Below are 21448 nucleotides of genomic sequence, written 5' to 3' on the forward strand. Positions count from 1 at the left end.
CCCTTTATTGCCACCAGCATACTGATAAAGGCATGGTGGTAAAAACATCGTGGTAACCGTATTGGAAAAGAGATTTAACCGACAAAAAAGCCCCGCCATAGCGGGGCCTTTTTTCTCGCAACCGCGAGCATAGCACTAGCCGTTTAGGCAGAAACGATGCTTACGAACTTGCGGTTTTTCGGACCTTTGGTCTCAAACTTCACAAAACCGTCGCTCAGTGCGAACAGCGTGTGGTCACGACCAAGGCCTACGCCTGTGCCCGCGTGGAAACGCGTGCCGCGCTGACGCACGATGATGTTACCCGCAGTCGCCGCTTGGCCACCGAAGAGTTTCACACCTAAGCGTTTGGACTCGGAATCGCGACCGTTGCGCGTGGAGCCAGCTGCCTTTTTATGTGCCATTGCAAAATCCTCCTAAGGGAATTGACCGCTTACGCAGAAATTCCGGTAATTTTGACTTCAGTGAACCACTGGCGGTGGCCCTGACGCTTCATGTGGTGCTTACGACGACGGAACTTGATGATGGTGACTTTATCGCCACGTCCGTGGGAAACCACTTCGGCAGAGACTTTAGCACCACTGAGCATCGGCGCACCGATGTTGAAGTCATCGCCGTCTGCGACCATCAGCACTTCGTCAAACTCAATCGTTTCGCCGGTAGCGACTTCGATTTTCTCAAGCTTGAGGGTTTGACCTTCTTGAACGCGGTACTGCTTACCACCGCTTTTGATAACTGCGTACATGTCGCTCTCCGGACTGTCGTTAGTGCCGTTTGTTCAACCGTTAAACAGCGCTCATCGGGAATCGCTCTTATCGACCTGCTGCGAGTGGCGCCCCTTTTGGAGCCATCTGACAGGGAGCATGATGAGKGGGTCGCGGATTATAACGACTATCTTCTCTTATCACAAGACTATCGACAAATGTCAATTGCCAATGATGACGAATGCGATACCGTAACCGCTGTGCGTATCTTGACGCCCAACAGGCAGCCCCATAGCATGGCCCCAACCTATGACCACAACTACGTGGCCACAATTACGGGCGACACTTACCGCCTCCATCTGCCGCGATGAACGAATCCCATGACCGCTAACGTCTCCTCAGCCCAGCCCGTCAGCCCAACGCCTTCACCGCTGCACGCCGTGGTGGCCGATGATTTCGCAGCCGTCAACCGGACGATTGTCGAACAGCTTAACTCCAAAGTACCGCTGGTCGAAACCATCGGCCAGTACATCACCGAAAGCGGTGGCAAGCGTTTGCGCCCTTTATTGGCGCTACTCGCCGCCCGTTCCCTCAATTACACCGGCGACAAGCATATCCCGCTGGCCACGCTGATTGAGTTTATGCACACCTCCACCCTGCTCCACGATGATGTGGTGGATGAATCACATATGCGCCGGGGCAAGAAAACCGCCAACGACGCCTGGGGCAATGCGCCTTCGGTACTGGTCGGTGACTTCCTTTATGCCCGCTCGTTTCAGATGATGGTCGATGTAGGCTCCATGCGCATTATGGCGATTCTCTCCGGCGCCACCTGCATCATCGCGGAAGGGGAAGTGCTGCAGTTGACCAACATCGGCAATCCCAGCATCTCCGAAGAGGACTACTTCGAGACCATTTTGGGTAAAACCGCCAAATTATTTGAAGCGGCCTCCCACAGTGGTGCCGTGTTGGCGGAAGCAACACCGGAACAGGAGCAGGCGCTCCAGTATTACGGCCGCTACCTGGGTCTCGCCTTCCAGCTGATTGACGACCTGTTGGATTACCAGGGCGACGCCGATGCCATGGGCAAAAACGTCGGCGACGACCTGGCCGAAGGCAAACCCACGCTCCCGCTGATCTACGCTATGGAGCAAGGCACGCCGGAGCAGGCCAAGTTGATTCGCCAGGTAATTCGCGATGGCGGGCTTGAGCAACTCGACGCCGTACTGGAAATCATCCACGCCACTGGCGCACTCGACTACACCCGCCAGCGGGCCGAAGAGATGGCCGATAAAGCCCTGCAGCAGTTGGATGCCCTGCCGCCCAGCGCCTACCGAGACAGCATGGCCCAGCTAGCCCGCTTAGCGGTTGATCGCCAAGCATAAAAATTGCGGCCTGACGACACCGAGGACTTGAAAAAATACCTCTGGCTAAGTATTATCCACCTCCGTTGTTGAGAGCGAACACTTAAGCCTCAGCAACCTATTCGGAATATAGCTCAGCTTGGTAGAGCGCTGCCTTCGGGAGGCAGAGGTCGTAGGTTCGAATCCTGCTATTCCGACCAAAAATTTCAGAAAAAACGGCCACTTAGCTAACTCAGCAAGTGGCCGTTTTTTGTTGGCAGCACACTAGGTTCCATATAGGTAGCACGCGCCAAAACGAACGACTGCTAACATAGCTCAGCTATGCTGACTCAGGTAGTCAATAAAGTATTATTCGTCGTCACCAGCCGCTATCCACCCATCAATCAAGTCACGATTCTCATCGATCCAAGTCTGGGCACCTTCTACTGGGTCACCGGCTTGCTCGATTTCGGCCATCAGGCCGCCCAATGTATCGTCGTCCATGTACCAATCATTGAGCACGGACGTTAGCCAGGGATCATCGTCACCGAAACCTTTGCGCGAGAACCAGTGAATATCGTCACTTTCGCCATAAACGCCCTCAGTATCCTCCAGATATTTGAGGTCGTACTCAGCAAAAGCCCAATGCGGGCTCCACAGTGTCACGACGATCGGCTCTTCGCGCTGATAAGCATCATCTAGCGCCGCCATCATCGCCGGCCCAGAGCTATTGATTTGCTTAAGTGGCAATTCATACACGTCTATCGCATCGTCGGTAGAGCCTGCAATTGCCGAACCTGAGTCAATACCAAGAATAGTCGGGCTACCCTGGTACTCATAAGCCTCGGCGTTTTCGCCAAGCTCAGGGATGGTGTCGATATCCACGTAGCTCGGCACCACCAGGCCCAGCCCAGTGCCTTCGTACCAAACATCGTGCACGTCAATCGCATCCTTGTGAGGCTCAAGGAAAGAGGCATCAGTGGTAGGTAACCAGATTTCCAGGGAAAGGTCGAAATCCTCGTTGGCTAACCCACTGTAAAGCACACTCTTGCCGACATCGGAAAGTTCAATGTCGTAGCCATGCTCTTCTTCAAGGATGATCTTCCACATGTTGGCAACTGCAATGTTTTCGGCCCAATTATTGGTACCGATCACCAATGACTTGTGATTGTCCGCCTGAACGGCAGTTGTCGTTGCGAGCAGCCCTACCACCAAGAACGATGATGAGATTTTATTCATATTAAGCTCCCTTCTAATAATTCAGCCATGCTAAAAAGTCAATCGTAGCAGGTTATTACCGAATAACGATCGACATTACTGAATAGCTATCATGAGAAAAAAGAATGTAGCACCCTTTCACTAGGTATATCCCAGCAACCTGGAATCGAAGGGATAATCGGACAGTAACTCCACTTTTCCGTCGTCGCGTACGTAGAGTTGCTCCTCCAACTTGACGCCCTCTCCACCCTTTTCGTGGCCGATAAAGCTCTCCACGCAAAGCGTCATTCCCGGCTCAATAATTCCGTCGTAGCCCTTGTCGTCGATATCCTCACGATGAACGATGTAGGGATACTCGCCATTCATGCCAACGCCATGCGCCAAAGCGAAGTAACGGCGCGCCTTGTAGGCTTCTGGCAGTTGCCAGGCACGCTCGGCGTATTCCTTAAAACTGATGCCGGGCCGGATGTTTTGCATATTGGTACGTATCTGTTCGTAGGCCATGGCGTAGAGATCCTTCTGTGCCTGGCTTGCCTGGCCATCACCACACAGGAAAGTGCGGGAGAAGTCGGCATAATACCCGTAGCGCCCTACCACGTCGGTATCCAGCGCCACCAGTTCGCCATCTTGGATGATTCGGTCTGAACACTCCTGGAACCATGGATTGGTGCGCGGCCCCGAGTTCATCAAGCGTGTCTCAACAAAGTCAGCGTCAGTTTCGATGATGTGCTGGTGCAGCCGTGACCACACAGCGTTCTCGCTCATGCCCGGCTTGATCGCCATTTCGAGCTTATGTACACCCTCTTCCACCGCACGCAGAGACGAACGGATCATTTTGATCTCATTGGGTACCTTGATGGCGCGTGCCAACTCTAGTGGCGCCTGTGCATCCAATACCTCTAAGCCGCTCCTCTGCAGCATGAATGCCGCTTCCGGCGTGGCGCTTTCGATGCCGATACGCTTGCCGCCGCCACATTGACGAACAAGGTCGATGATCTCGTCCGCCCAGGCGCGGGTCACCGCCTCGGTGTTCTTCTCATTGAAGTAATAGGAAATTGCCTTCGCCGGGCGAATCTCATCCACCGTAGGTAGGTGCTTGGCCAAGTGCTCGCAGCCGGAAAACTCGAACAACACCACTGGCCCTTCAGCGGGGACGAACGCATAGCGCGCCGGGTTTCGCGAGCTATAGACCTGCATGTTGCGCGAGCCTGTGGCATAACGTACGTGTGCCGGGTCAAAGAGCACGACCGCGGCCAGGTCATGTTTGACGAGTTCATGCCGAACACGGCCAAGACGGTCGAGCAGTACCTGTTCAATCTCGGCGTGCGTCGGCTCGCAATCGCTAGGCTCATGAGTCGGCGGAAGTATACCGAGGGTATCGAGATCCATCTTCATGGTCTCTCCTCTTCAGTAAAGCTACAGGGATGGGTGCTCAGTCGATCAGGCCGTCATTACGCTCGGCATCGCTGGCTTCAGCCTGGATATGCTGTTCGGCGACACGCCCGTACAGTTGGCGTGTGCGTTCGAGCTTGCCGACCACGCCGGGCTGCTGCGAATAGGCGAAAATGGCCGTCAGTCTTGGCGTATCACCTTGCACCTCTGAGACGCGGTGCAGACTGAAGCGCCCTTTGAAAATCTGTAAATCACCTGGACGCAGATCCAGACGCTTTATCGGTGCTGAATCATCCTCACGAATCACTGCGCTGACACCGGCATAGTTTTCGTCCTGCGGTGTACGAATACCCGGGCAATACTCGAAAACGCCGCCCGCTTCGGGCTGCTGCGTCATCATGGTGACGATGAATTCGTTGGTGTCGTAGTGCCACGGCTGCTGAGTACCATCGGGCAGTACGTTGAGCACGAGGCCAGCGAAAGGGTCGGCATACTCATAAATTTGCTCTTCGCCAAGACAGCGTGCCACCAGCGACTTCATTGCCCTGGAGACATAGAGTCTATGAATCAGGCTATCCGCCGTGATCATGTCCCGAGTGACGAAACCGCTGGTGCGTGTCATGAATATCCGACGTGGGTCATCATCCGGTAGCGAGGGGTCATCAGCCGTAAAATAGGCGTTGACCTGGCGCGTGTTGAAGAAACTTTTCTCGGCCATGCGCGCGCTCTCTGTCCGTGCTTGCTCAAGCACAGTCGGGTGCAGAAAGCCTCGCAGCACCGCACAGCCCTCACGGTCAAGATCACGCCGTGCAGACTCAATGACCTCAATAAGCGGCGGGCTATCTGGGTCATCGAGCGGATAGCGCTGGGTATCGACAAAGGCAGACAAATCTAGGCGCTCAGCATCCGCCAACTGATCAGCGTTCAGCATTGGATTATCCTCCAGAAAGAAATATGAACCGGGCTTGGCACCTCGGCGTATCTGGAGGCATAGTGGATAAACCAGCTCTATTGAGGAAACAATTCCTTGTGATCGATTCCATCGGCTATACCGATAGTTCGCCTCGCACGCCGTCGCTCGACAATGAACTGCTGAGTGCTTTCGTTGCCGTGGTGGACAACAATGGGTTTACCGCTGCCGCCAACCAGCTGCATAAGACGCAGTCGACCATTAGTCTGCGCATACGCACCCTGGAAGAACGGCTCGGCACGCGTCTCTTGCAGCGCACGAGCCGTCAACTGACACTCACTCAAGATGGAGAAACGTTTCTGGTCTATGCCCGCCGCCTGTTGCAATTGCAGCGCGAGGCGTTGAGCGTGCTTGGTCACGGCGACCACGACGGCATCATTCGTTTCAGCCTACCAGAAAATTATGCCGAAGCCTGGCTACCGGCACTATTGGCGCGCCTTGCCGAGCTACATCCTCGCATTCGGCCGCATATTCATTGCCGCATGTCGAGTGAGCTCATCGAGTCTTTGGAAGCGGGAGAGCTTGATCTCGTACTGACCATTCAACACAAGAGCCAACGGCATGGGGTATCAATGGGTCATGAGGAAGTGGTTTGGGCAGCGCATCAAGATTATTGTGTCGCCCCCAATGCGCCGCTTGCACTGGCGCTTTTCCCTGACCACTGCCCTTATCGAGAGCGCGCCCTGGAAGCCCTTACGCGCCTAGGCAGACAATGGTCGCTGGAGTATACGACCCAAAGCCCCACCGGGCTGCGCGTTGCCGTTAATCAGGGCAAGGCCGTCACGGTCACTGATCGACGCGCCATGCCCGAGAACTGGCGCATCCTTGATGAAGCAGACGGGTTCCCAGCGTTGCCCCCTGCCGAGCTGGCGGTTCGAAAATCGCCGAGTTTCCAGCATCCCGCGGGTGATACGCTCGTCGACCTACTGCGTGAACAACTTCTCTCCGATAACAGCCTCCACGACGCCTCATAGCCCTGCGGTCACCTGCCCGTAACTGCTTATAAACCGACAGGCGGATCTTCGATCTCCTGCGCCAGCCATTGGCGGAAAAGCTTGAGGTTGGCCGACTCCACTTGATGCGGCCGGGTTGCCAACCAGTAAGAGCGATGCCCAGTGACCTCGACATCAAGCCATGATACGAGCTCCCCTCTATCCAGCTCACGAGTAACCATGTGCCGGTCAGCGATGGTCACCCCTACCGCGTTGACGGCAGCATGAATCGCCAATTCCAGTAGATCAAACGCGATACCACCGCTGGTCTTCACGCCTTCGATCCCGGCCGCTGACAGCCAATGATCCCAGGTATGAAAGCGATCTTCGCCCCAAAGAACATGAAGCAGCACCTGGTGATTGAGGTCGAGCGCATCACGACGCATAGACCCTCTGAGCTTGGGTGCGCAGACGGCGATATGACTTTCTTGCATCAAGTGCACAAGCTCGGCATCCGACCATTCACCGGTTCCAAAACGAATCGCTGCATCCAGGTTTTCGTCTCCTACAAGGTCATCATCGGCACGCGTTGTCAGGGACAGCTCCAGATCAGGGTGCAATGATTTCAAGCGCCCCAGTCGCGGGATTAACCATCGATTGGCAAAGGTAGGCGGCGCATTCAGACGCAGGTGGGGGACAGCATCTGGCTCTTGCAGCCCTCTTACGGTCCAGGCAATGCGATCAAAGGACTGGCGCAGCACTGGCTGCAACCGCCGCCCCGCGTCGGTCAATCGCAGGTGGCCCGAACCACGTTGAAATAGCGGCACCCCCAACTGCTCCTCCAGTAACTTTACCTGACGGCTAACCGCGCTCTGGGTCACACAGAGCCGCTGCGCCGCCAGGGTAAAACTCGCACACTCGGCGGCTGCCTCGAAGGCCTTGAGAGAATTGAGTGGAGGTAAAGTGCGTGACATGCGCCAGGGCCTCATTGGGTGATTTTTTCGCAGAAACTAAGCAGATAATGTCAGTAATTGCCTGCCTAATACCAGCCTTGCATGAGTTATTAGAATACCCGGAGTTCACTTTCCTCGTTTGTGGGGCCACACCTGAGCGCCTAATATCACGACGACATGCCAACTCACCGCCGAGGTTATTTGATGACGGACCGTTCCCACGCCGACTGGCAGAAACGTGCGAGCACGCTCCCGCTGCCCCAACTGGCCTATATCGACGGACAATTCGTCCCGGCTCGCAGCGGCGCTACCTTTTCTGCAGAGAATCCTGCCACTGGTCAAGTGCTCACCGATGTGGCGGCTTGCGACGCTGCCGACGTCGACCTCGCTGTCACCAGTGCTCGCCGCAGTTTCGAGAGTGGTGAATGGCGAGACTTGGCGCCCMCCGAGCGCAAATCGCGCATGCTTGCCTGGGCGGATGCCATTGAGGCACAGCTGGACGATATTGCGTTACTTGAGACCTTGGAAACCGGCAAGCCGATTGGCCAGACCACAACCGTGGATGTGCCCGGCCTGGTCGGAGGGCTGCGCTGGTATGCCGAGTCACTCGACAAGCTTTACGGCGAGACGGCACCTAACGGGGCAAGCAGCGTCTGCATGGTTGACCGTGAGCCGATGGGCGTGGTCGCCGCCGTGGTGCCCTGGAACTACCCGTTGATTATCGCGAGTTGGAAGATCGGCCCGGCACTGGGCGCTGGCAACTCGGTGATACTCAAGCCCGCGGAGCAGTCCAGCCTGGCAACGCTCAAGGTGGCCGAGCTTGCCCAAGGGGCTGGCATTCCCGCGGGCGCCTTTCAGGTGGTCACAGGCCTGGGCCACATAGCGGGTAAGGCATTGGGCCTGCATGACGGCGTCGATGCTGTCGGTTTTACCGGCTCCACTGAGGTCGGAAAAGCCTTTCTTGAGTATTCCGCGCACTCCAATATGAAGCGCATCGGTCTGGAGTGCGGTGGCAAGAGCCCCCACATCGTCACACGCGATGTGGAAGACCTGGACACCATCGCCATGTCGGTCGCCTATGGTGTCTGGTACAACCAGGGCGAGACCTGCCACGCGGGAACCCGCTTGATCGTCGATCGAGCGGTCAAGGAAGCGCTGCTTACCAAACTTCGCGATTGGGCCGAGGCACTACAGCCCGGTGACCCACTCGACCCAGCCGTCCAGATGGGGGCGATGATTGAACAGGCACATATGGAAAAGGTGCAAGGATATCTCGAGCAGGGCCAGCGCGAAGGGGCACGACTCCTGTTCGGCGGCGAGCAGGTACGCAGCGAGAGCGGCGGGTACTACCTGACCCCGGCAGTACTCGACGATGTCACCAACGATATGCGGGTGGCGCGCGAGGAAATATTCGGGCCCGTTCTGGTGGTGATTACCGTAGACGATCTGGATGAGGCGCTGACCATCGCCAATGACACTGACTATGGCCTAGGCGCGGCGATCTGGACTGATCGACTCCGCGACGGCCACCGCGCCGCCCGCGCGCTTCGAGCAGGCACCGTTTGGGTCAACTGTTACGACCACACATCGATCAATGCGCCGTTTGGTGGCTATAAGCAATCCGGCCAGGGCCGCGACAAATCGCTCCACGCCTTTGATAAGTACACAGAACTCAAGACCACCTGGATCGAGATTTGAGCCCTATGCCCCTGAACCATTTTCACACCGGACGTCAGACACAGATCATAGCGGGGCCTGACAGTCTTAAGCAGCTACCCGAGCTTCGCTGCCGCCTGGGCGCCAGCCGTTATATGGTCATCAGTGATCAAGGTCTTGCCGCGACTGGCCTAGTCGATGCACTGGTCGACGATCTGGCGGTTGATGCCGAGGTAGATACCTTCCTGGCACCGGCGGGCGAACCCAGCGTGGCTAGCACCGATGCGGCCGCAGCGGCGGTACGTGCCCTGACCGGCCGCCCCTTGGTAATAGGGCTGGGCGGCGGCACCGCGTTAGACATCGCCAAGCTAGTCGCAGCCCTAGCAGAAAGCCCTGGTGACATGGAGAACTACCTGCTGGCCGTGACCCCYTGGGCAGGGCGTGTACCCGCCGTGATGGTGCCAACTACCTCGGGCACCGGCTCCGAAGTTACGCGCACGTCGATCCTCACCGATACGCAGGGGCGCAAGCTTTGGGCCTGGGGCGACGAGCTGTTACCCGACGCCGTCCTCCTCGACCCGGCATTAACGCGTGAACTGCCCTCTCCACTCACCGCCACCACCGGCCTAGATGCCTTCGTCCACGCGCTGGAGGCCACTACCGGCCAGGGGCGACACGCGTTTATTGAGGCCCCGGCGCTGCAGGCCATCCGCCAGGTAGGCGAGGCGCTGCCCATTGCAGTGGCTACCCCGCATGATCTGGAGGCCCGCCAGCGCATGCAGGAGGCTGCTTGCCTAGCGGGCCAGGCCATCGATAATGGTGGCACCGGCATCGCACACAACATCGGCCATGCCCTGGGTAGCTGTTACCACTTACCGCACGGTGTTGCCGTAACGCTGGCTCTGGAAGCGTCATTGGCTTGGTCAGTGACAGGTAATGAAGCACGCTTCACGCCAGCAGCCCATGCCCTGAAAGCCGGCAGCAAAGCCCAAGACTTGCCCAGGCTATTCCGTGAGCTCGCTGATCAGGCCGATTTTAATCAAGCCCTTGCCCCCTTCGCTGAGCTGACGCTAAACGCTGAGGCGCTAGCCTTGACCATGCAAAAAGAAGAGAACGCGCCCATGGCCCGCAACGCTGCTCGCCGTCCCACTGGCGATGACTGGCAATGGCTCGCTGAAGCCACTGTGACCGTGTTCGTTCGTCGCGTCGCCGAGCTTGCCACCCAGAACAGGGAGGTCAGCGCATGAACGTGATCGAGCGCATCGAGATCAGCCAGCACCAGTGCGAACTCGACCCACCTTTCCCAGCAGCCTGGGATAGCCAACCCAGGCGCAAGTTTCCGGCTGCCATCGTTCGCGTGATCGACAGCGAAGGCCGTGAGGGCATCGGCTCGGGTGATGCCATGTATGGCTTCAACGACTTCCGGTCGCTTTTTATTGGTCAGGACCCCTTAGCCATCGAGCGTCACAGCGCAGTCATTGACAACATCGGTTTTCATGCCGGGCGCTGCTGGCCATTGGAAGTTGCCCTCTGGGACTTGATCGGCAAGATCAAGGCCCAACCATTATGGCAATTGTTGGGCGGCACCTCGTCACGCCTAAAGGCTTACGCCTCCAGCGGCACCCATCGCCCTACCGAGCAGGTCGTCGCCCTCGCCGAGCAGGTTCGCGACGCGGGCATCCCCGCCCTGAAACTACGCTTTGGTCGCCAGCGGCTCGACGATGATCTGGCCGTACTCACCGCTGTGCGTGATGCCGTGGGACAAGAATTGGATCTGATGGTCGACTGCAACCAGGGCTGGCGGATGCCGTGGGATACCCAGGCACCCTGGGATTTGGCCAAGGCAAGCGAGGTGGCTGAGGAGTTGATTCGCCATAATGTGCTTTGGATGGAGGAGCCGCTCTATCGCGGGGACTACCCCGGCATGCGCGCCCTCAACGACCTGACCGGCGAGCGMCTGAAAATCGCCGGTGGCGAGATGACCCGCGAACCCTATGAATTCCGCGAAATGCTGCGACAGCAGTGTCTCGACGTCTATCAACCGGACGCAGTGTGCTCAATAGGCCTTCTCGGCCTATCGCGTCTGGCGAAAGAGGTCACCACAGCGGGCAAATGGTTCACGCCGCATACTTGGGGCAATGGCATTGGTCTTGCCGCCAATCTGCATCTCACCGCTGGAGCGGTTGGCCCAACAGGCTGTCCTTATCTGGAGTACCCCTTCGATCCGCCGGAATGGACACCTGAGGTGCGCGACTTTCCGCTGACGACCGCTATCAAGCCCGACGCAGAGGGCTGGCTGGCACTCTCTGATGAGCCTGGCCTGGGCATCACACTTGATGAAGCACGCCTGGCGGCCACCCGCGCTGACCAAGCAACTTGGCAATAGCCATCATTGAGCCATTAAATTCTGCATAGAACAGCAAGGATTGACCCTGCGTGATTTAGAGCCTTACATCAGCAGTAGTGGCCGTGTGTCGGAGGTGCTCAATCGCCGCCGCAACGTGATTTATTGATGGCTCACTTGCCTTTTACCTGCCAGCATCTATCTCATTATGCCGCGACTAACGCGGCATAACCGTTTGTGACTGTGCAAAGCTAGTCAAAAATGGCTCAGTGAAAGAGTGCAAAACAAACTAGCATGCTAACAAACATGCTACGATATGTGTTTATGCTTTTCACTCTCCCTCCTTCTCTTGATATGGACAAGACCATTAGCCAATTAACACATATTAAGGCCGTACTGCTGTTTGCCAGCACCATGACCGTGATGTCGGGGGCAATTATCGCGCCTGCACTGCCGGGTATCAGCCGCCATTTTCCCGACCAGCCCCAGGTAGTGATCCAGCTGATTCTGACCCTGCCTGCGCTGATGATTACGCTGTTCAGTCCACTGATGGGCTATCTTGCTGACCGGTTTGGACGCAAGAAATTGCTGCTGATGATGCTGGGCATCTACGGTTTTGCGGGGGTCGCGGGCTTTTTCATTGATCGCGTGGATCTGCTATTAAGCTCCCGCGCACTGATGGGTATTGCGGTAGCCGGTATTCTGAGTATCAGCACCACGTTGGTAGGGGATTATTTCGATAGCGCCGAACGCGCCCGCTTTTTAGGGCTACAAAGTAGCTGTATGGCTTTGGGCGGGGTTATTTTTATTAATCTTGGCGGAATACTTTCTGACTGGAGCTGGCGGGGGCCGTTTTTACTCTACCTGACTGGCGTGCTGCTACTGCCCTATGCCTGGGCGATTCTTCAAGAGCCCAAAGCCAGCGATAGCGCTAGCCATGATACCCACGATGCGCCGGTGAAGGTGGATATCGGACGCACGGGCCTTGCTTACCTCATCGCCATGCTCAGCATGACCATGTTTTATATGTTCCCCGCCCAACTGCCCTTTTTGCTTTCTCAGCAGGGCCAAGTCAGCGGCATGGCGATTGGCATTGCGCTTTCCATGGCAGCCCTAACGGCCAGTATCGTGGCGTTTTGCTACGGCTACTACAAACCGTTTCTATCGGTAATGACCATCTACGTTTTAGGCTTCCTGCTGGCGGCCGCAGGCTTTTTGATCGTTGGGTTTACCCAGAGCTATGCCATGGCCATAGTGGGCGCGGCAATCTCGGGCTTGGGCCTTGGCGCCTTTATGCCCAACACCACCACATGGCTGATGCGCATCACACCACAGAGGGTACGTGGCCGGGTATTTGGCGGATTTACCTCAACCTTCTTTTTCGGCCAATTTATATCTCCAGTGGTGGTCGCCTCTGGGATGATTTGGCTTGATTCACTGCGCAGCGTCTTTATTGCCATGGCAGTGCTCTGCTGCCTGTTCGCCATCACGCTGACTATTTTAAGTAAAACGACGCTACAGGCCGACAGCCAGCTATAGACGGCGGCGGCAACTGGCTACCCGGGTGGGTGGATCAACCCCACCACGCTGACCACAATCAACACCGCGCCCAGCACACGAAAGAACAGCCCGGTATCCGCTTTTAACATATAGCGGTGGGCTCTCTCGCCGACTAAATGACCAATGAAAGCGCAGGGCAGCAGCCAAAGCTGGTGAATCAGTTGAAGGTCGACGCCCGCAATCAAGAACGACACCATTTTGATCACCACCAGGATAAACCACAGCACAAACATGGTATCCCGCAGCTGCTCTTTGGCGACGTGCGTGGCAAACACCGCCACAATCAGCGGCGCGCCAATCAGTGAGGTACCGCTGACATAGCCGCCTAGCGCCAGCAGCACGTAGTCCACGTATTTGTTTTTACTTTTGAACGGTTTGTTGAGCACATAGCCAATGGCATAGATGAATACAATGCCGAAAATGATGCTGGTCATGACCTGCGCAGGCAGCGTTAACAGCCCCACCACCCCAATTAGCTTGGGGATAATCATGATTTTTAAGGCTTTGGTTAGATAGCCCCAATCGATATTACTCTGCGACGAGGAGCCTCCTGCCCCCTGTTTCTGCAACTGCCGATGCCCGTTCCAAGCAATCCAGCTAGAGAAAATCAGCAGGTGAATGGCGATAATCGGCAGGAAAACCAATGGCTGATTGGTCACCAAGAGCAGGAAGGGCAACGCCAGCACGGCACCACCAAAGCCCAGGCTCGTCCTCACAAAGCCGCTCCAGGCAAAAATCAGCCCGATCAGCGCGTACTGGTACCAGAGTAAATCCGTCATTGGCTCGCCTAACCATCGTCGTTATTGAGTAAGAGTGTCCACCGTCCACCAGGAAGGTAGTAGCGCACGTACATTAGATTGTGCGAAACGATCATCCATTAATACCACAACCCCTTCATCTTCTGGACTGCGAATCACCCGCCCCGCCGCCTGCACCACTTTGATCATGCCAGGAATGCGGTAGGTGTAGTCGTCGCCCTGGCCAAAGCGCGCGCTTAAACGTGCCTTAAGCGCTTCGTTGAAGTCGTTAAACGGCGGCAGGCCCAGGGTGGCAATAAAGGCGCCGATTAGCCGGTCGCCGGGCAAGTCGATGCCTTCCGCAAAAGCGCCGCCCAGAACTGCAAAGCCAATGCCTTTGCCACCGGGGGTAAAGCGCGCCAGAAACGCCTCGCGATGCGCCTCCGGCATCCCGCGGGTTTGGCTGAACACGGGCACGTCTGGGTGCGCTTCGCGAAACCGCGCCAGCGCTGCCGCAAGGTAAGCAAAGCTGCTGAAGAACGCCAAGTAGTGGCCCGGCCTGCGCTGATACTGCTGAACCATGGTCGCTACGATGGGCTCAATGGAGGCATCCCGATCACGGAAACGGGTGGAAATATCGCGCCGTATACGCACCTCAAGCTGGCGGGCGGCAAACGGCGAGGCCACTTCGCGCCAGACCGTATTGTCCGGCAAACCGAGCAGATCCCGGTAGTAGTGAGCGGGCGTTAGCGTTGCCGAGAACAGCACCACAGAGTGCGCGGCGTTAAATCGCGCGGCCAGAAAATCGGCGGGTATCAGATTGCGGAGACCCAGCACCGCCCGGCCACGACCATGACGGGTAAGGTCGCATAGCGAGTGTTCGCCAAAGCGCTCCGCCAAGCGGCAAAAAGCCAGCGCTTCAAACAGCAGTTCCTGGAGCTCAAGCGTCGCATCCTCTGGGTGTTCACCCAAATGATCGGTAATCGACGCGCCCACCTGCTGAGCGGCGGCCACCAGCTTATCGGGCAGCGTCGTGATCAGCCGATAGCCTGGCTTACCCGGCTCACCTGCCTCCTCCAACCCTGCCTCTTTAATAACGGCCTGCCACTGCCTAGCTAAACGATTCAAAGGGCGGGAGAGCGATGTTGGGGCAGAGCGGCGCACCCGATTGAAACGCTGCTGATCAAGCTCAGCGCTGTACATGCCCCGCGCACGCTCCACCAGGTTATGGGCTTCATCGACCAGCACGCCTGCTCGCCAGTCGTTGGCCTGGGCCAGACCGTGCAGCAGCGCGTGGCTATCGAACCAGTGGTTAACGTCGCCGACGATTACGTCCGCCCAACGCGAAAGCTCCTGGCCTAAATAATACGGGCACACGTCATGGGCCAGCGCCACCTCGCGCAGCGCCTGGCGATCAAGCCACGCCTGCTCTACTGCCGCTTGGCGGGCGGCAGGCAGGCGGTCATAGAAACCTGCTGCCAATGGGCATGATTCGCCATGGCAGGCGCGGTCCGGGTATTCGCAGGCTTTGTCCCGCGCCACAAGCTCCAACACCCGCAGCGGCTGTGCTTCAGAGTTCAACGCGGCCAAAGCATCCAGCGCCAAACGGCGGCCGGGGGTTTTCATGGTCAGAAAGGCGATGCGATCGAGCTGCTGGCGCGGCATGGCTGAGAGCATGGGGAACAGCGTCGCCACGGTTTTGCCAATGCCCGTGGGTGCCTGGGCGAGCAGGCAGCGGCCAGTGCTGGTGGCTTTATAAACGTCTTCAGCGAGCTCACGTTGGCCGGGGCGGAACGTGGCGTGCGGGAAGCGTAGCGTTTGCAGTTGACTGTCGCGGCGTTGGCGATGCTCGGCCTCCTGCTCCGCCCAAGCCAGAAAGCGTTGGCACTGGTCGGTAAAGAACGCCTGCAACTCGGCCGCAGAGGCCTCTTGGCTAAGCACGGTCTCTTTACCGCTAGMAATCTCCAGATACACCAGCGCTAAGGTAATACATTCCAAGCCACGCTCGGCACACAGCAGCGCGCCATATACCTTTACCTGCGCCCAGTGAAGCGCGCGCTGGTTATCCGCCATGCGCTCCAAGCTGCCGCGGTGGGTTTTCACCTCTTCCAGGCGATTGGCCGATGGGTCAAAACCATCGGCACGGCCCGAGACCCTTAGCCCTTCAAAACGGCCTCCTTCATAGCTGCCAGAGAGTGGCAGCTCAGCAAGATAGCCTGCCCCGCGGCGGCTAGCCACCAACGTATGCCCTTGTATGCCCTCCTGAGCACTGGGGGCAGGGGTAAAGCGGTGATCAAGGTCGCCTTCACGAGCGGTGAAATCGCACAGCGCCCGCACTGCCAAGCGATAACGGCTCATTTGGCCTCTTCTGGTTGCCAGCGCACATAGCAAACCGCAACGGGCATAGCCTGTTGGTGAAAAAAAGCCAGCCAGCGGCGTTGATTATCCTGCAGTCGATCGCCGGGGCCTTTGACTTCGATCATCCGGTAGCGTGGCGTGCCCGCGGGTGCATCGGGCAACAACTGAATAAGATCCGGCAGCCCAGCCCGGTTGGCTTTTAGATCCCCCAGCAGCCGCTCAAAACAGGCCCGTAAATGCTCAGCGGGGATACACTCAAACGCCAGCTCAACCAGCGGCTCATCGACAATTGGCCAGTGGACAAAGGGGGAGGCAAGACCCTGCTTCTCCCGCCAGGCCGCTCGAATCACCTCCCGGTAACTGCCGTCTTCCAGGCGCGCTAAACAGCCATCAAAGGCATCACGCCGCCGCGCGACGAAATCGTCGCGGTATAAATCCGCCGGGCCGTTATGGAAAGGATGAAAGAAGGCGCCGGGCAACGGCGCAAATATCGCTGGCCAGCAGAGTAGGCCAAACAGCCCGGTGATCAGGCTGTTTTCCACATAGCAGACCGGCGCCTGGGGTTCGCTAAGGGCTGCAACCACCGCCCGCTCGACGCTTTGTGGCCCTGGCAGAGAGAGATCCCAACGCACATGGGCCGGCTCGGGGTCACTCGCCACCGCAGGCAATTTAAGCCGTCGCCGCAAGCGGGGCAGAATCCGCGTCAACGCCTGGTGCTCGGTTTCAGTGGGGCTGCTATCGAGCGCCTGGGCAGCCAACTCATAAGCTGTTTGATGCTCGCCCAAGCGCTCCAGCAGTCGCAGCTGCCGAATGCGCGCTTCGCTACTCCCAGCATCGCCATACAGCGCCAGCGCGAGCGCTGAATCACCGCTGCGCTCCGCCTCACGGCCCAGCTGTAGCAGTAACCGTGCGCGCCGGGTGGCCAACCAGCGGTTATCCGAGGGCGGCGGCACTTCACGGTGCAGGTCAACGGGCGATTCGCCCTCATCGAGGCGTTGGCGCAAATGATGGAGCGCTAAGTAGGTATCCACTTCCTGGCGCGTTTGAAAGGCGCGGGACTGCGGCGTGAACGGCACCACCTCAAACCGCTGCAGGCCAAGKTCAGTCAGCACAAATTCCGCCCAGTCCTGCCTCAGATTGCCAAAGAACATCAGACGCAAACGGTCGCAGATATTCATCACGGTGAGGCGCACCACCCGGTCAGGTGCCTCGGGCCACCAGGTCTGCAGCGGCGCGGCTTGCGTTAAGCGGCTAACCAGCGTGGCGTAGAGCACGGTTTTGGAACTCGATACGCTAAGCCCAGCGGCGCGTATCTCTTCCGCCAATATCTGGCGCAACTCGGCGAGGCGCAGCTGGTTAAACAGCTCATCGATACTCAGCGCGGGCGCATTATCGACCCAACCCAGCGTCATCAAGGGCGCCATCGCATCGCCGCTGTCACCGACCTCGGTATAGCTAAGTTTGCCAAGCCGGAACAGCTCGCCTTTGCGCATCACCATGCGCACCAGCAGCGCCTGGGAAGCGCGCGGCAAGTTATCGAATTGATTGAGGAATTCACGCTCGTCCGCCGAAAGCAGGTCAGCGTGGCGCTCCCCCACCCAGGCCAAAACGAAGCGAAAGTTCGTTAGGTAATAGAAGGGGTCATCAAGGGAGGCGGTAGACGTCGCGAAAGCACTGTTCATTTATCCATTGTAACAGTGCTCGCACGATCCCGTCATTGAGATTAACCAGGTAGCGCCAGCGTCTGAAAGGCGTTATAGGCTGCCACGACGGTGGCCATTTGCGCCGTATGCGCCTGTATGAAGGCGTCACCAGAGAGTGTTTCGTCAGGGTATTCGGTAATCAGCATCAGCGGCGTTAACTGGTCAGCATCTTGCGAAATTAGATAGGGGAAGCCATTCAGCACCGGGAAGGTTAACGCGCCCGCATGGGTCTCAAATAGTGCAATTTGCGTGTTATTAAATTCGACTAACTCAGGCACTTTAGCCAGTTCGTGGGTAACGGCTCCAGCTAGCTGCTCTGCCGCGGCTTCCCAGCCTGGTTGATGACGCAGAATCAAAAAGAAACCTTTGGGAATCGTCCACATTTCGAAGCCCCGGGGTACGTAACCGCTTAACGGCCGTGTCCACTCATGGGCGGGGTAGCCGTGCAGATTGATATGCAGTCCTGCATGACTCAGGGCGAATGCCTGCTCACGAATAGCGTGTTCAAAAGACTGGCCCAGGGGTTGGCTCTGCAGGTCATTGCCAAACGCGGTGTAGCGCGCCGCGTGATGCATATGACGCGGCTGGGTGGCGATTAGCCTGCCCTGCAACGCGTAGCCATCAGGGTTCTCTAGCGGCGAAATAACAAAGTGTGCGTCTGGCTGGCGGCTAAGTGCTTGGGCTGCGCGCAAAGCCCCCACCACACCGGAAGTTTCGTTGGCATGTTGGCCCGCACTAACCATGACGGCGCGGTCACTCCCGACGATATAACGTGCGCCTACTGACCGTCCTGCTCGCGTATTGCTTCGGAATGCTTGCCCCCCCAGTTCTGCCAATAACTGCCCTATTTGCGTAACGCCGATGGCCTGCTGCGCGGTGTCCAACTCGACTAGATCACGCTGCGGTTGGGAAGCATCCAAAGACCGCATGCTTACTTTCAAATAGGCGCGCTCTCCTTGGGTGAAGACTTCCGGCACAATCTGCCCCGGCTGAATTGAACGATCCCCCAGCGCCAACCCTGCGCGTCGCTGGAAATACTCCAGGCTAGAAAAATAGAGTTCTTCATGGAGCGCTTCGGCAAGGCTGATATGTTCATCATCCCAGGCTAAGCGGCGGTCACTGCTCGGCAAATGCACGGTGAAGTTAAGTTCTTCGAAGTAAGGCGATGCTGCCTGCCACTGGGCTGAGGCTAACGTCGCCATGGCCGCTTGAAACAGCGCCTCAACGTCGGTCTCAACAATTGTCTCGCTGATCTCGCCCTGAGGAGAGGTCAGCCGAAGCCAACCGCAGGGTGAGCACTGTGCCTCATCTACATGGTCTAGGTGTTGGCGATTAGGCGCTTCAACAGCATACGTTTCCAGCTCCCCGGTGCTTCGCTCCACACGAACACGGTATTGGAGAGGGAAAGTGATCGCGATGGGTTCTACTCCCTCCCACCTCAGGGTGACATCTTCTGGCACCAGCGCTGCCAGCGGGTAGGCTTCTAGCAGAAAGCGGCGCGGTGCGGGCGCTAACACTGGGTACTCAATCACCAGTGATTGCAGCGACTCCCAGGAGAATTCCTCTAAAAAGAAATGCACCAAGGGCTTATAGGCACTGCGCAGGCACGCGTTAATGCCAGCGGCCTTAAACGCCATTTCGGTCGCGTGGCGTTCGGCCTCGTCATCGAAAACCCACGCCTCCAACTGGTAGCCTTGATAGGCAGGTGTCGCGTACTCATCCAGCAAACTGCGCGTGGTGCGCGGGAAAGAGCACTCTAGCAACGCCTCAATTTGAGCACCGTTGGTCATAGGGAAGTACGTCCAGTGGGATCCAGGGCGTCGCGCAACCAGTCACCGAGCAGATTCAGCCCTAACACGGTTAACAAAATGGCCACACCAGGAAATACGCTAACCCACCACGCCGTTTGCAGGTAAGTGCGCCCTTCTGCCAGCATGCCGCCCCAACTGGGAATCACTGGATCGACGCCAAGCCCCAAGAAGGTAAGGCTACTCTCCAGCAGAATATTGTTGGCCACATTGAGCGTCATCAGCACGATCACCGGGCCGATCAAATTCGGCAGCAGATGCTGAAACAGAATGCGGATATCTTTTACTCCGATCGCTTTGGCCGCGAGGATAAATTCGCGGTCGCGTAAGGAGAGCACCGAGCCACGCACCAAGCGGGCATACTGCACCCACTGGGAGATAATCAGCAGAATAATCATATTGGTCAGCCCGCCACCAATCACGGCGATAAAGGTAATCGCCAGCAGGATAAAGGGCAGCGCAAGCTGCACATCGGCAAAGCGCATCACGATCATATCCAGAAACCCGCCGTAGTAGCCGGACACCAAGCCCATAATGATACCGATCACCACGGCACCAAGGGCTGAATAGACCCCGACTTTTAGCGAGATTTCTCCACCAATAATCACCCGCGCCAGCACATCCCTACCTAACGGATCCGTGCCTAAGGGAAAGCCAGGCTCCACCAACGGCGGCGTTAACCGATAGGCTAGATTTAGCTCTGAGCCACCGCCGGGGAATAGCCAGCCGGAGAAGATCACGGCAAAGCCAATCCCCCCGACGAGCAGCACACCGAGAATAAACTCCAGGTTCTTAAAGCGTTTCAATTTGTCGGTTTTGATAGCTGCCGTCATGGTTATTCCTTACGCACCCTGGGGTCGACCAAGCCATAAGCGATATCAACGAGAAGGTTGATAGAGATGATCATTAACGAGAGCACGGTGATAACGCCCTGCAAGACCGGATAGTCCCGGGCTGACACGGCTTCAAAGGCCAAGGTGCCAAGCCCCGGCCAGTTGAACACTCGCTCGACAACGACAATACCGCCCAGCAGGCCACCGAACTGCAAACCAAAATACGTAATCAGTGGGATAGAGCAGTTACGCAGCGCGTGCTTGTAGAGCACCACATTGTTGGAAAGACCTTTTGCCCGCGCCACCATAATGTACTGGGATCGAAGAGTATCCAGCATGGTGGTGCGTACTAGGCGCACGTTGGTCGCGGTTAGGATGATCCCCATGGTCGCGGCGGGCATAATGAAGCTGGAGAAGCCTTCCATGCCACTGGGCGGCAGCAGATTGAAGGTGATGGAAAGCAGTAGCACCAGCATGATGGCTAGCCAAAAGTTGGGAAAAGAGAGCCCAAGCAGTGAGAAAATTCTAATCATCTGGTCGGGCCACCTGCCTCGCGATACTGCCGCCTTAATACCTAGCGGTATCGACACCACGATAGAGACAAATAGCGAAGCGAAAGCTAGCGCCAAAGTGGCGGGTAAGGCCCGTCCAATTAGGTCGCTGACAGGTGTACCGCCCATAAAACTGCGACCAAAATCACCCACTACTAGACCTTGCAGGAAGCCTATGTACTGGGCCAGGAAAGATTGATTCAAGCCCAGCGCTTCACGAATCCTTTCCAGATCCGCCTCGGTGATACTGCCCGCACCTTGAGCTAGCATCACCGCTGGGTCGCCGGTTAACCGAATCGCAAAAGAGACAATCAGCGTTACGGCGATGACCACAAAGATGGCCTGCAGTATTCGGTAGAGAAGAAATTTTGCCACTATAACCTCTGCGC

18 protein-coding genes and 1 tRNA gene are annotated in these 21448 nt (G+C 57.3%); 7 read left to right on the forward strand and 12 right to left on the reverse strand.

The annotated features are described in order from the left end of the window. Positions 1-143: 143 nt before the first annotated feature. Together rpmA and rplU are read right to left on the reverse strand one after the other, a co-directional pair. On the reverse strand, positions 144-401 hold the full coding sequence (gene rpmA, locus HALO_RS21315) for a 50S ribosomal protein L27 (protein ID WP_008957069.1): 258 nt from the start codon (positions 399-401) through the stop codon (positions 144-146). A 29-nt stretch (positions 402-430) separates the two neighbouring features. Then, complete coding sequence (rplU, locus tag HALO_RS21320; protein WP_035582831.1) at positions 431-742, reverse strand: 50S ribosomal protein L21; 312 nt, start codon at positions 740-742, stop codon at positions 431-433. Between the two features lie 339 nt (positions 743-1081). On the opposite strand from rplU, the gene ispB reads away from it, so the two are divergent. Both ispB and HALO_RS21330 read left to right on the forward strand, forming a co-directional pair. Further along, positions 1082-2086 (forward strand): octaprenyl diphosphate synthase, encoded by a 1005-nt coding sequence (gene ispB / locus HALO_RS21325; protein ID WP_035582830.1) that lies wholly within the window; start codon positions 1082-1084, stop codon positions 2084-2086. Between the two features lie 102 nt (positions 2087-2188). Next, positions 2189-2265 (forward strand) — tRNA-Pro (locus tag HALO_RS21330). Between the two features lie 148 nt (positions 2266-2413). On the opposite strand, the gene HALO_RS21335 is transcribed toward HALO_RS21330, so the two are convergent. The 3 genes from HALO_RS21335 to HALO_RS21345 form a co-directional block, all read right to left on the reverse strand. After that, positions 2414-3283, reverse strand: a complete 870-nt coding sequence (locus tag HALO_RS21335; RefSeq protein ID WP_035582828.1) for a glycine betaine ABC transporter substrate-binding protein — start codon at positions 3281-3283, stop codon at positions 2414-2416. A gap of 120 nt (positions 3284-3403) precedes the next feature. Beyond that, positions 3404-4657, reverse strand: coding sequence for a M24 family metallopeptidase (locus HALO_RS21340; RefSeq protein WP_050713997.1), 1254 nt, complete (start codon positions 4655-4657; stop codon positions 3404-3406). Between the two features lie 37 nt (positions 4658-4694). After that, the gene (locus tag HALO_RS21345) at positions 4695-5585 is read right to left on the reverse strand and encodes a HalD/BesD family halogenase (RefSeq protein ID WP_035582826.1); all 891 of its coding nucleotides are present in this window, start codon (positions 5583-5585) and stop codon (positions 4695-4697) included. A gap of 98 nt (positions 5586-5683) precedes the next feature. Between HALO_RS21345 and HALO_RS21350 the strand changes: the two genes are divergently transcribed. Next, positions 5684-6598, forward strand: a complete 915-nt coding sequence (locus HALO_RS21350; RefSeq protein ID WP_231896765.1) for a LysR substrate-binding domain-containing protein — start codon at positions 5684-5686, stop codon at positions 6596-6598. Between the two features lie 26 nt (positions 6599-6624). Here the strand turns inward: HALO_RS21350 and HALO_RS21355 are convergent, their stop codons facing one another. Next, positions 6625-7530, reverse strand: coding sequence for a LysR substrate-binding domain-containing protein (locus tag HALO_RS21355; protein ID WP_035582824.1), 906 nt, complete (start codon positions 7528-7530; stop codon positions 6625-6627). Between the two features lie 183 nt (positions 7531-7713). Here HALO_RS21355 and HALO_RS21360 point away from each other — a divergent pair, with 183 nt between their 5' ends. From HALO_RS21360 to HALO_RS21380, 4 genes are all read left to right on the forward strand, one after another. Beyond that, positions 7714-9207 (forward strand): aldehyde dehydrogenase, encoded by a 1494-nt coding sequence (locus HALO_RS21360; protein WP_050713998.1) that lies wholly within the window; start codon positions 7714-7716, stop codon positions 9205-9207. 5 nt (positions 9208-9212) lie between these two features. Next, the gene (locus HALO_RS21365) at positions 9213-10412 is read left to right on the forward strand and encodes an iron-containing alcohol dehydrogenase (protein WP_035582819.1); all 1200 of its coding nucleotides are present in this window, start codon (positions 9213-9215) and stop codon (positions 10410-10412) included. Further along, positions 10409-11551, forward strand: coding sequence for a mandelate racemase/muconate lactonizing enzyme family protein (locus HALO_RS21370; protein ID WP_035582817.1), 1143 nt, complete (start codon positions 10409-10411; stop codon positions 11549-11551). Before HALO_RS21365 ends, HALO_RS21370 begins: the two co-directional genes overlap by 4 nt. 282 nt (positions 11552-11833) lie before the next feature. Next, entirely contained in the window at positions 11834-13048 is a 1215-nt protein-coding gene (locus HALO_RS21380) for an MFS transporter (RefSeq protein ID WP_231896766.1), read from the forward strand. Between the two features lie 17 nt (positions 13049-13065). Here HALO_RS21380 and HALO_RS21385 read toward each other — a convergent pair whose 3' ends face one another. From HALO_RS21385 to HALO_RS21410, 6 genes are read right to left on the reverse strand one after another with little or no spacing between them, the layout of a single operon-like run. Further along, positions 13066-13848: a sulfite exporter TauE/SafE family protein gene (locus tag HALO_RS21385; RefSeq protein ID WP_035582815.1), complete on the reverse strand. Its 783-nt coding sequence runs from the start codon at positions 13846-13848 to the stop codon at positions 13066-13068. A 21-nt stretch (positions 13849-13869) separates the two neighbouring features. Further along, positions 13870-16164, reverse strand: a complete 2295-nt coding sequence (locus HALO_RS21390) for an ATP-dependent DNA helicase (protein WP_050713999.1) — start codon at positions 16162-16164, stop codon at positions 13870-13872. After that, on the reverse strand, positions 16161-17846 hold the full coding sequence (locus tag HALO_RS21395; protein WP_050714000.1) for a VRR-NUC domain-containing protein: 1686 nt from the start codon (positions 17844-17846) through the stop codon (positions 16161-16163). Before HALO_RS21395 ends, HALO_RS21390 begins: the two co-directional genes overlap by 4 nt. Positions 17847-17887: 41 nt before the next feature. Next, positions 17888-19657 carry a peptidase M14 gene (locus tag HALO_RS21400; RefSeq protein WP_035582808.1) on the reverse strand — a complete coding sequence of 590 codons (1770 nt, stop codon included), beginning with the start codon at positions 19655-19657 and terminating at the stop codon, positions 17888-17890. Continuing rightward, entirely contained in the window at positions 19654-20508 is an 855-nt protein-coding gene (locus HALO_RS21405; RefSeq protein ID WP_035582806.1) for an ABC transporter permease, read from the reverse strand. Before HALO_RS21405 ends, HALO_RS21400 begins: the two co-directional genes overlap by 4 nt. A 2-nt stretch (positions 20509-20510) precedes the next feature. Then, complete coding sequence (locus tag HALO_RS21410; RefSeq protein WP_035582805.1) at positions 20511-21434, reverse strand: ABC transporter permease; 924 nt, start codon at positions 21432-21434, stop codon at positions 20511-20513. Between the last annotated feature and the right edge of the window lie 14 nt (positions 21435-21448).

The organism is Halomonas sp. R57-5, from assembly GCF_900070345.1.
GTDB classification, from domain to species: Bacteria; Pseudomonadota; Gammaproteobacteria; order Pseudomonadales; family Halomonadaceae; genus Vreelandella; species Vreelandella ventosae_B.

Coding starts and splice junctions, on each gene's coding strand:
- rpmA (WP_008957069.1), bottom strand. CDS start 401: ATGGCACATAAAAAGGCAGCTGGCTCCACGCGCAACGGTCGCGATTCC.
- rplU (WP_035582831.1), bottom strand. CDS start 742: ATGTACGCAGTTATCAAAAGCGGTGGTAAGCAGTACCGCGTTCAAGAA.
- ispB (WP_035582830.1), top strand. CDS start 1,082: ATGACCGCTAACGTCTCCTCAGCCCAGCCCGTCAGCCCAACGCCTTCA.
- HALO_RS21335 (WP_035582828.1), bottom strand. CDS start 3,283: ATGAATAAAATCTCATCATCGTTCTTGGTGGTAGGGCTGCTCGCAACG.
- HALO_RS21340 (WP_050713997.1), bottom strand. CDS start 4,657: ATGAAGATGGATCTCGATACCCTCGGTATACTTCCGCCGACTCATGAG.
- HALO_RS21345 (WP_035582826.1), bottom strand. CDS start 5,585: ATGCTGAACGCTGATCAGTTGGCGGATGCTGAGCGCCTAGATTTGTCT.
- HALO_RS21355 (WP_035582824.1), bottom strand. CDS start 7,530: ATGTCACGCACTTTACCTCCACTCAATTCTCTCAAGGCCTTCGAGGCA.
- HALO_RS21380 (WP_231896766.1), top strand. CDS start 11,834: ATGCTTTTCACTCTCCCTCCTTCTCTTGATATGGACAAGACCATTAGC.
- HALO_RS21385 (WP_035582815.1), bottom strand. CDS start 13,848: ATGACGGATTTACTCTGGTACCAGTACGCGCTGATCGGGCTGATTTTT.
- HALO_RS21400 (WP_035582808.1), bottom strand. CDS start 19,657: ATGACCAACGGTGCTCAAATTGAGGCGTTGCTAGAGTGCTCTTTCCCG.
- HALO_RS21405 (WP_035582806.1), bottom strand. CDS start 20,508: ATGACGGCAGCTATCAAAACCGACAAATTGAAACGCTTTAAGAACCTG.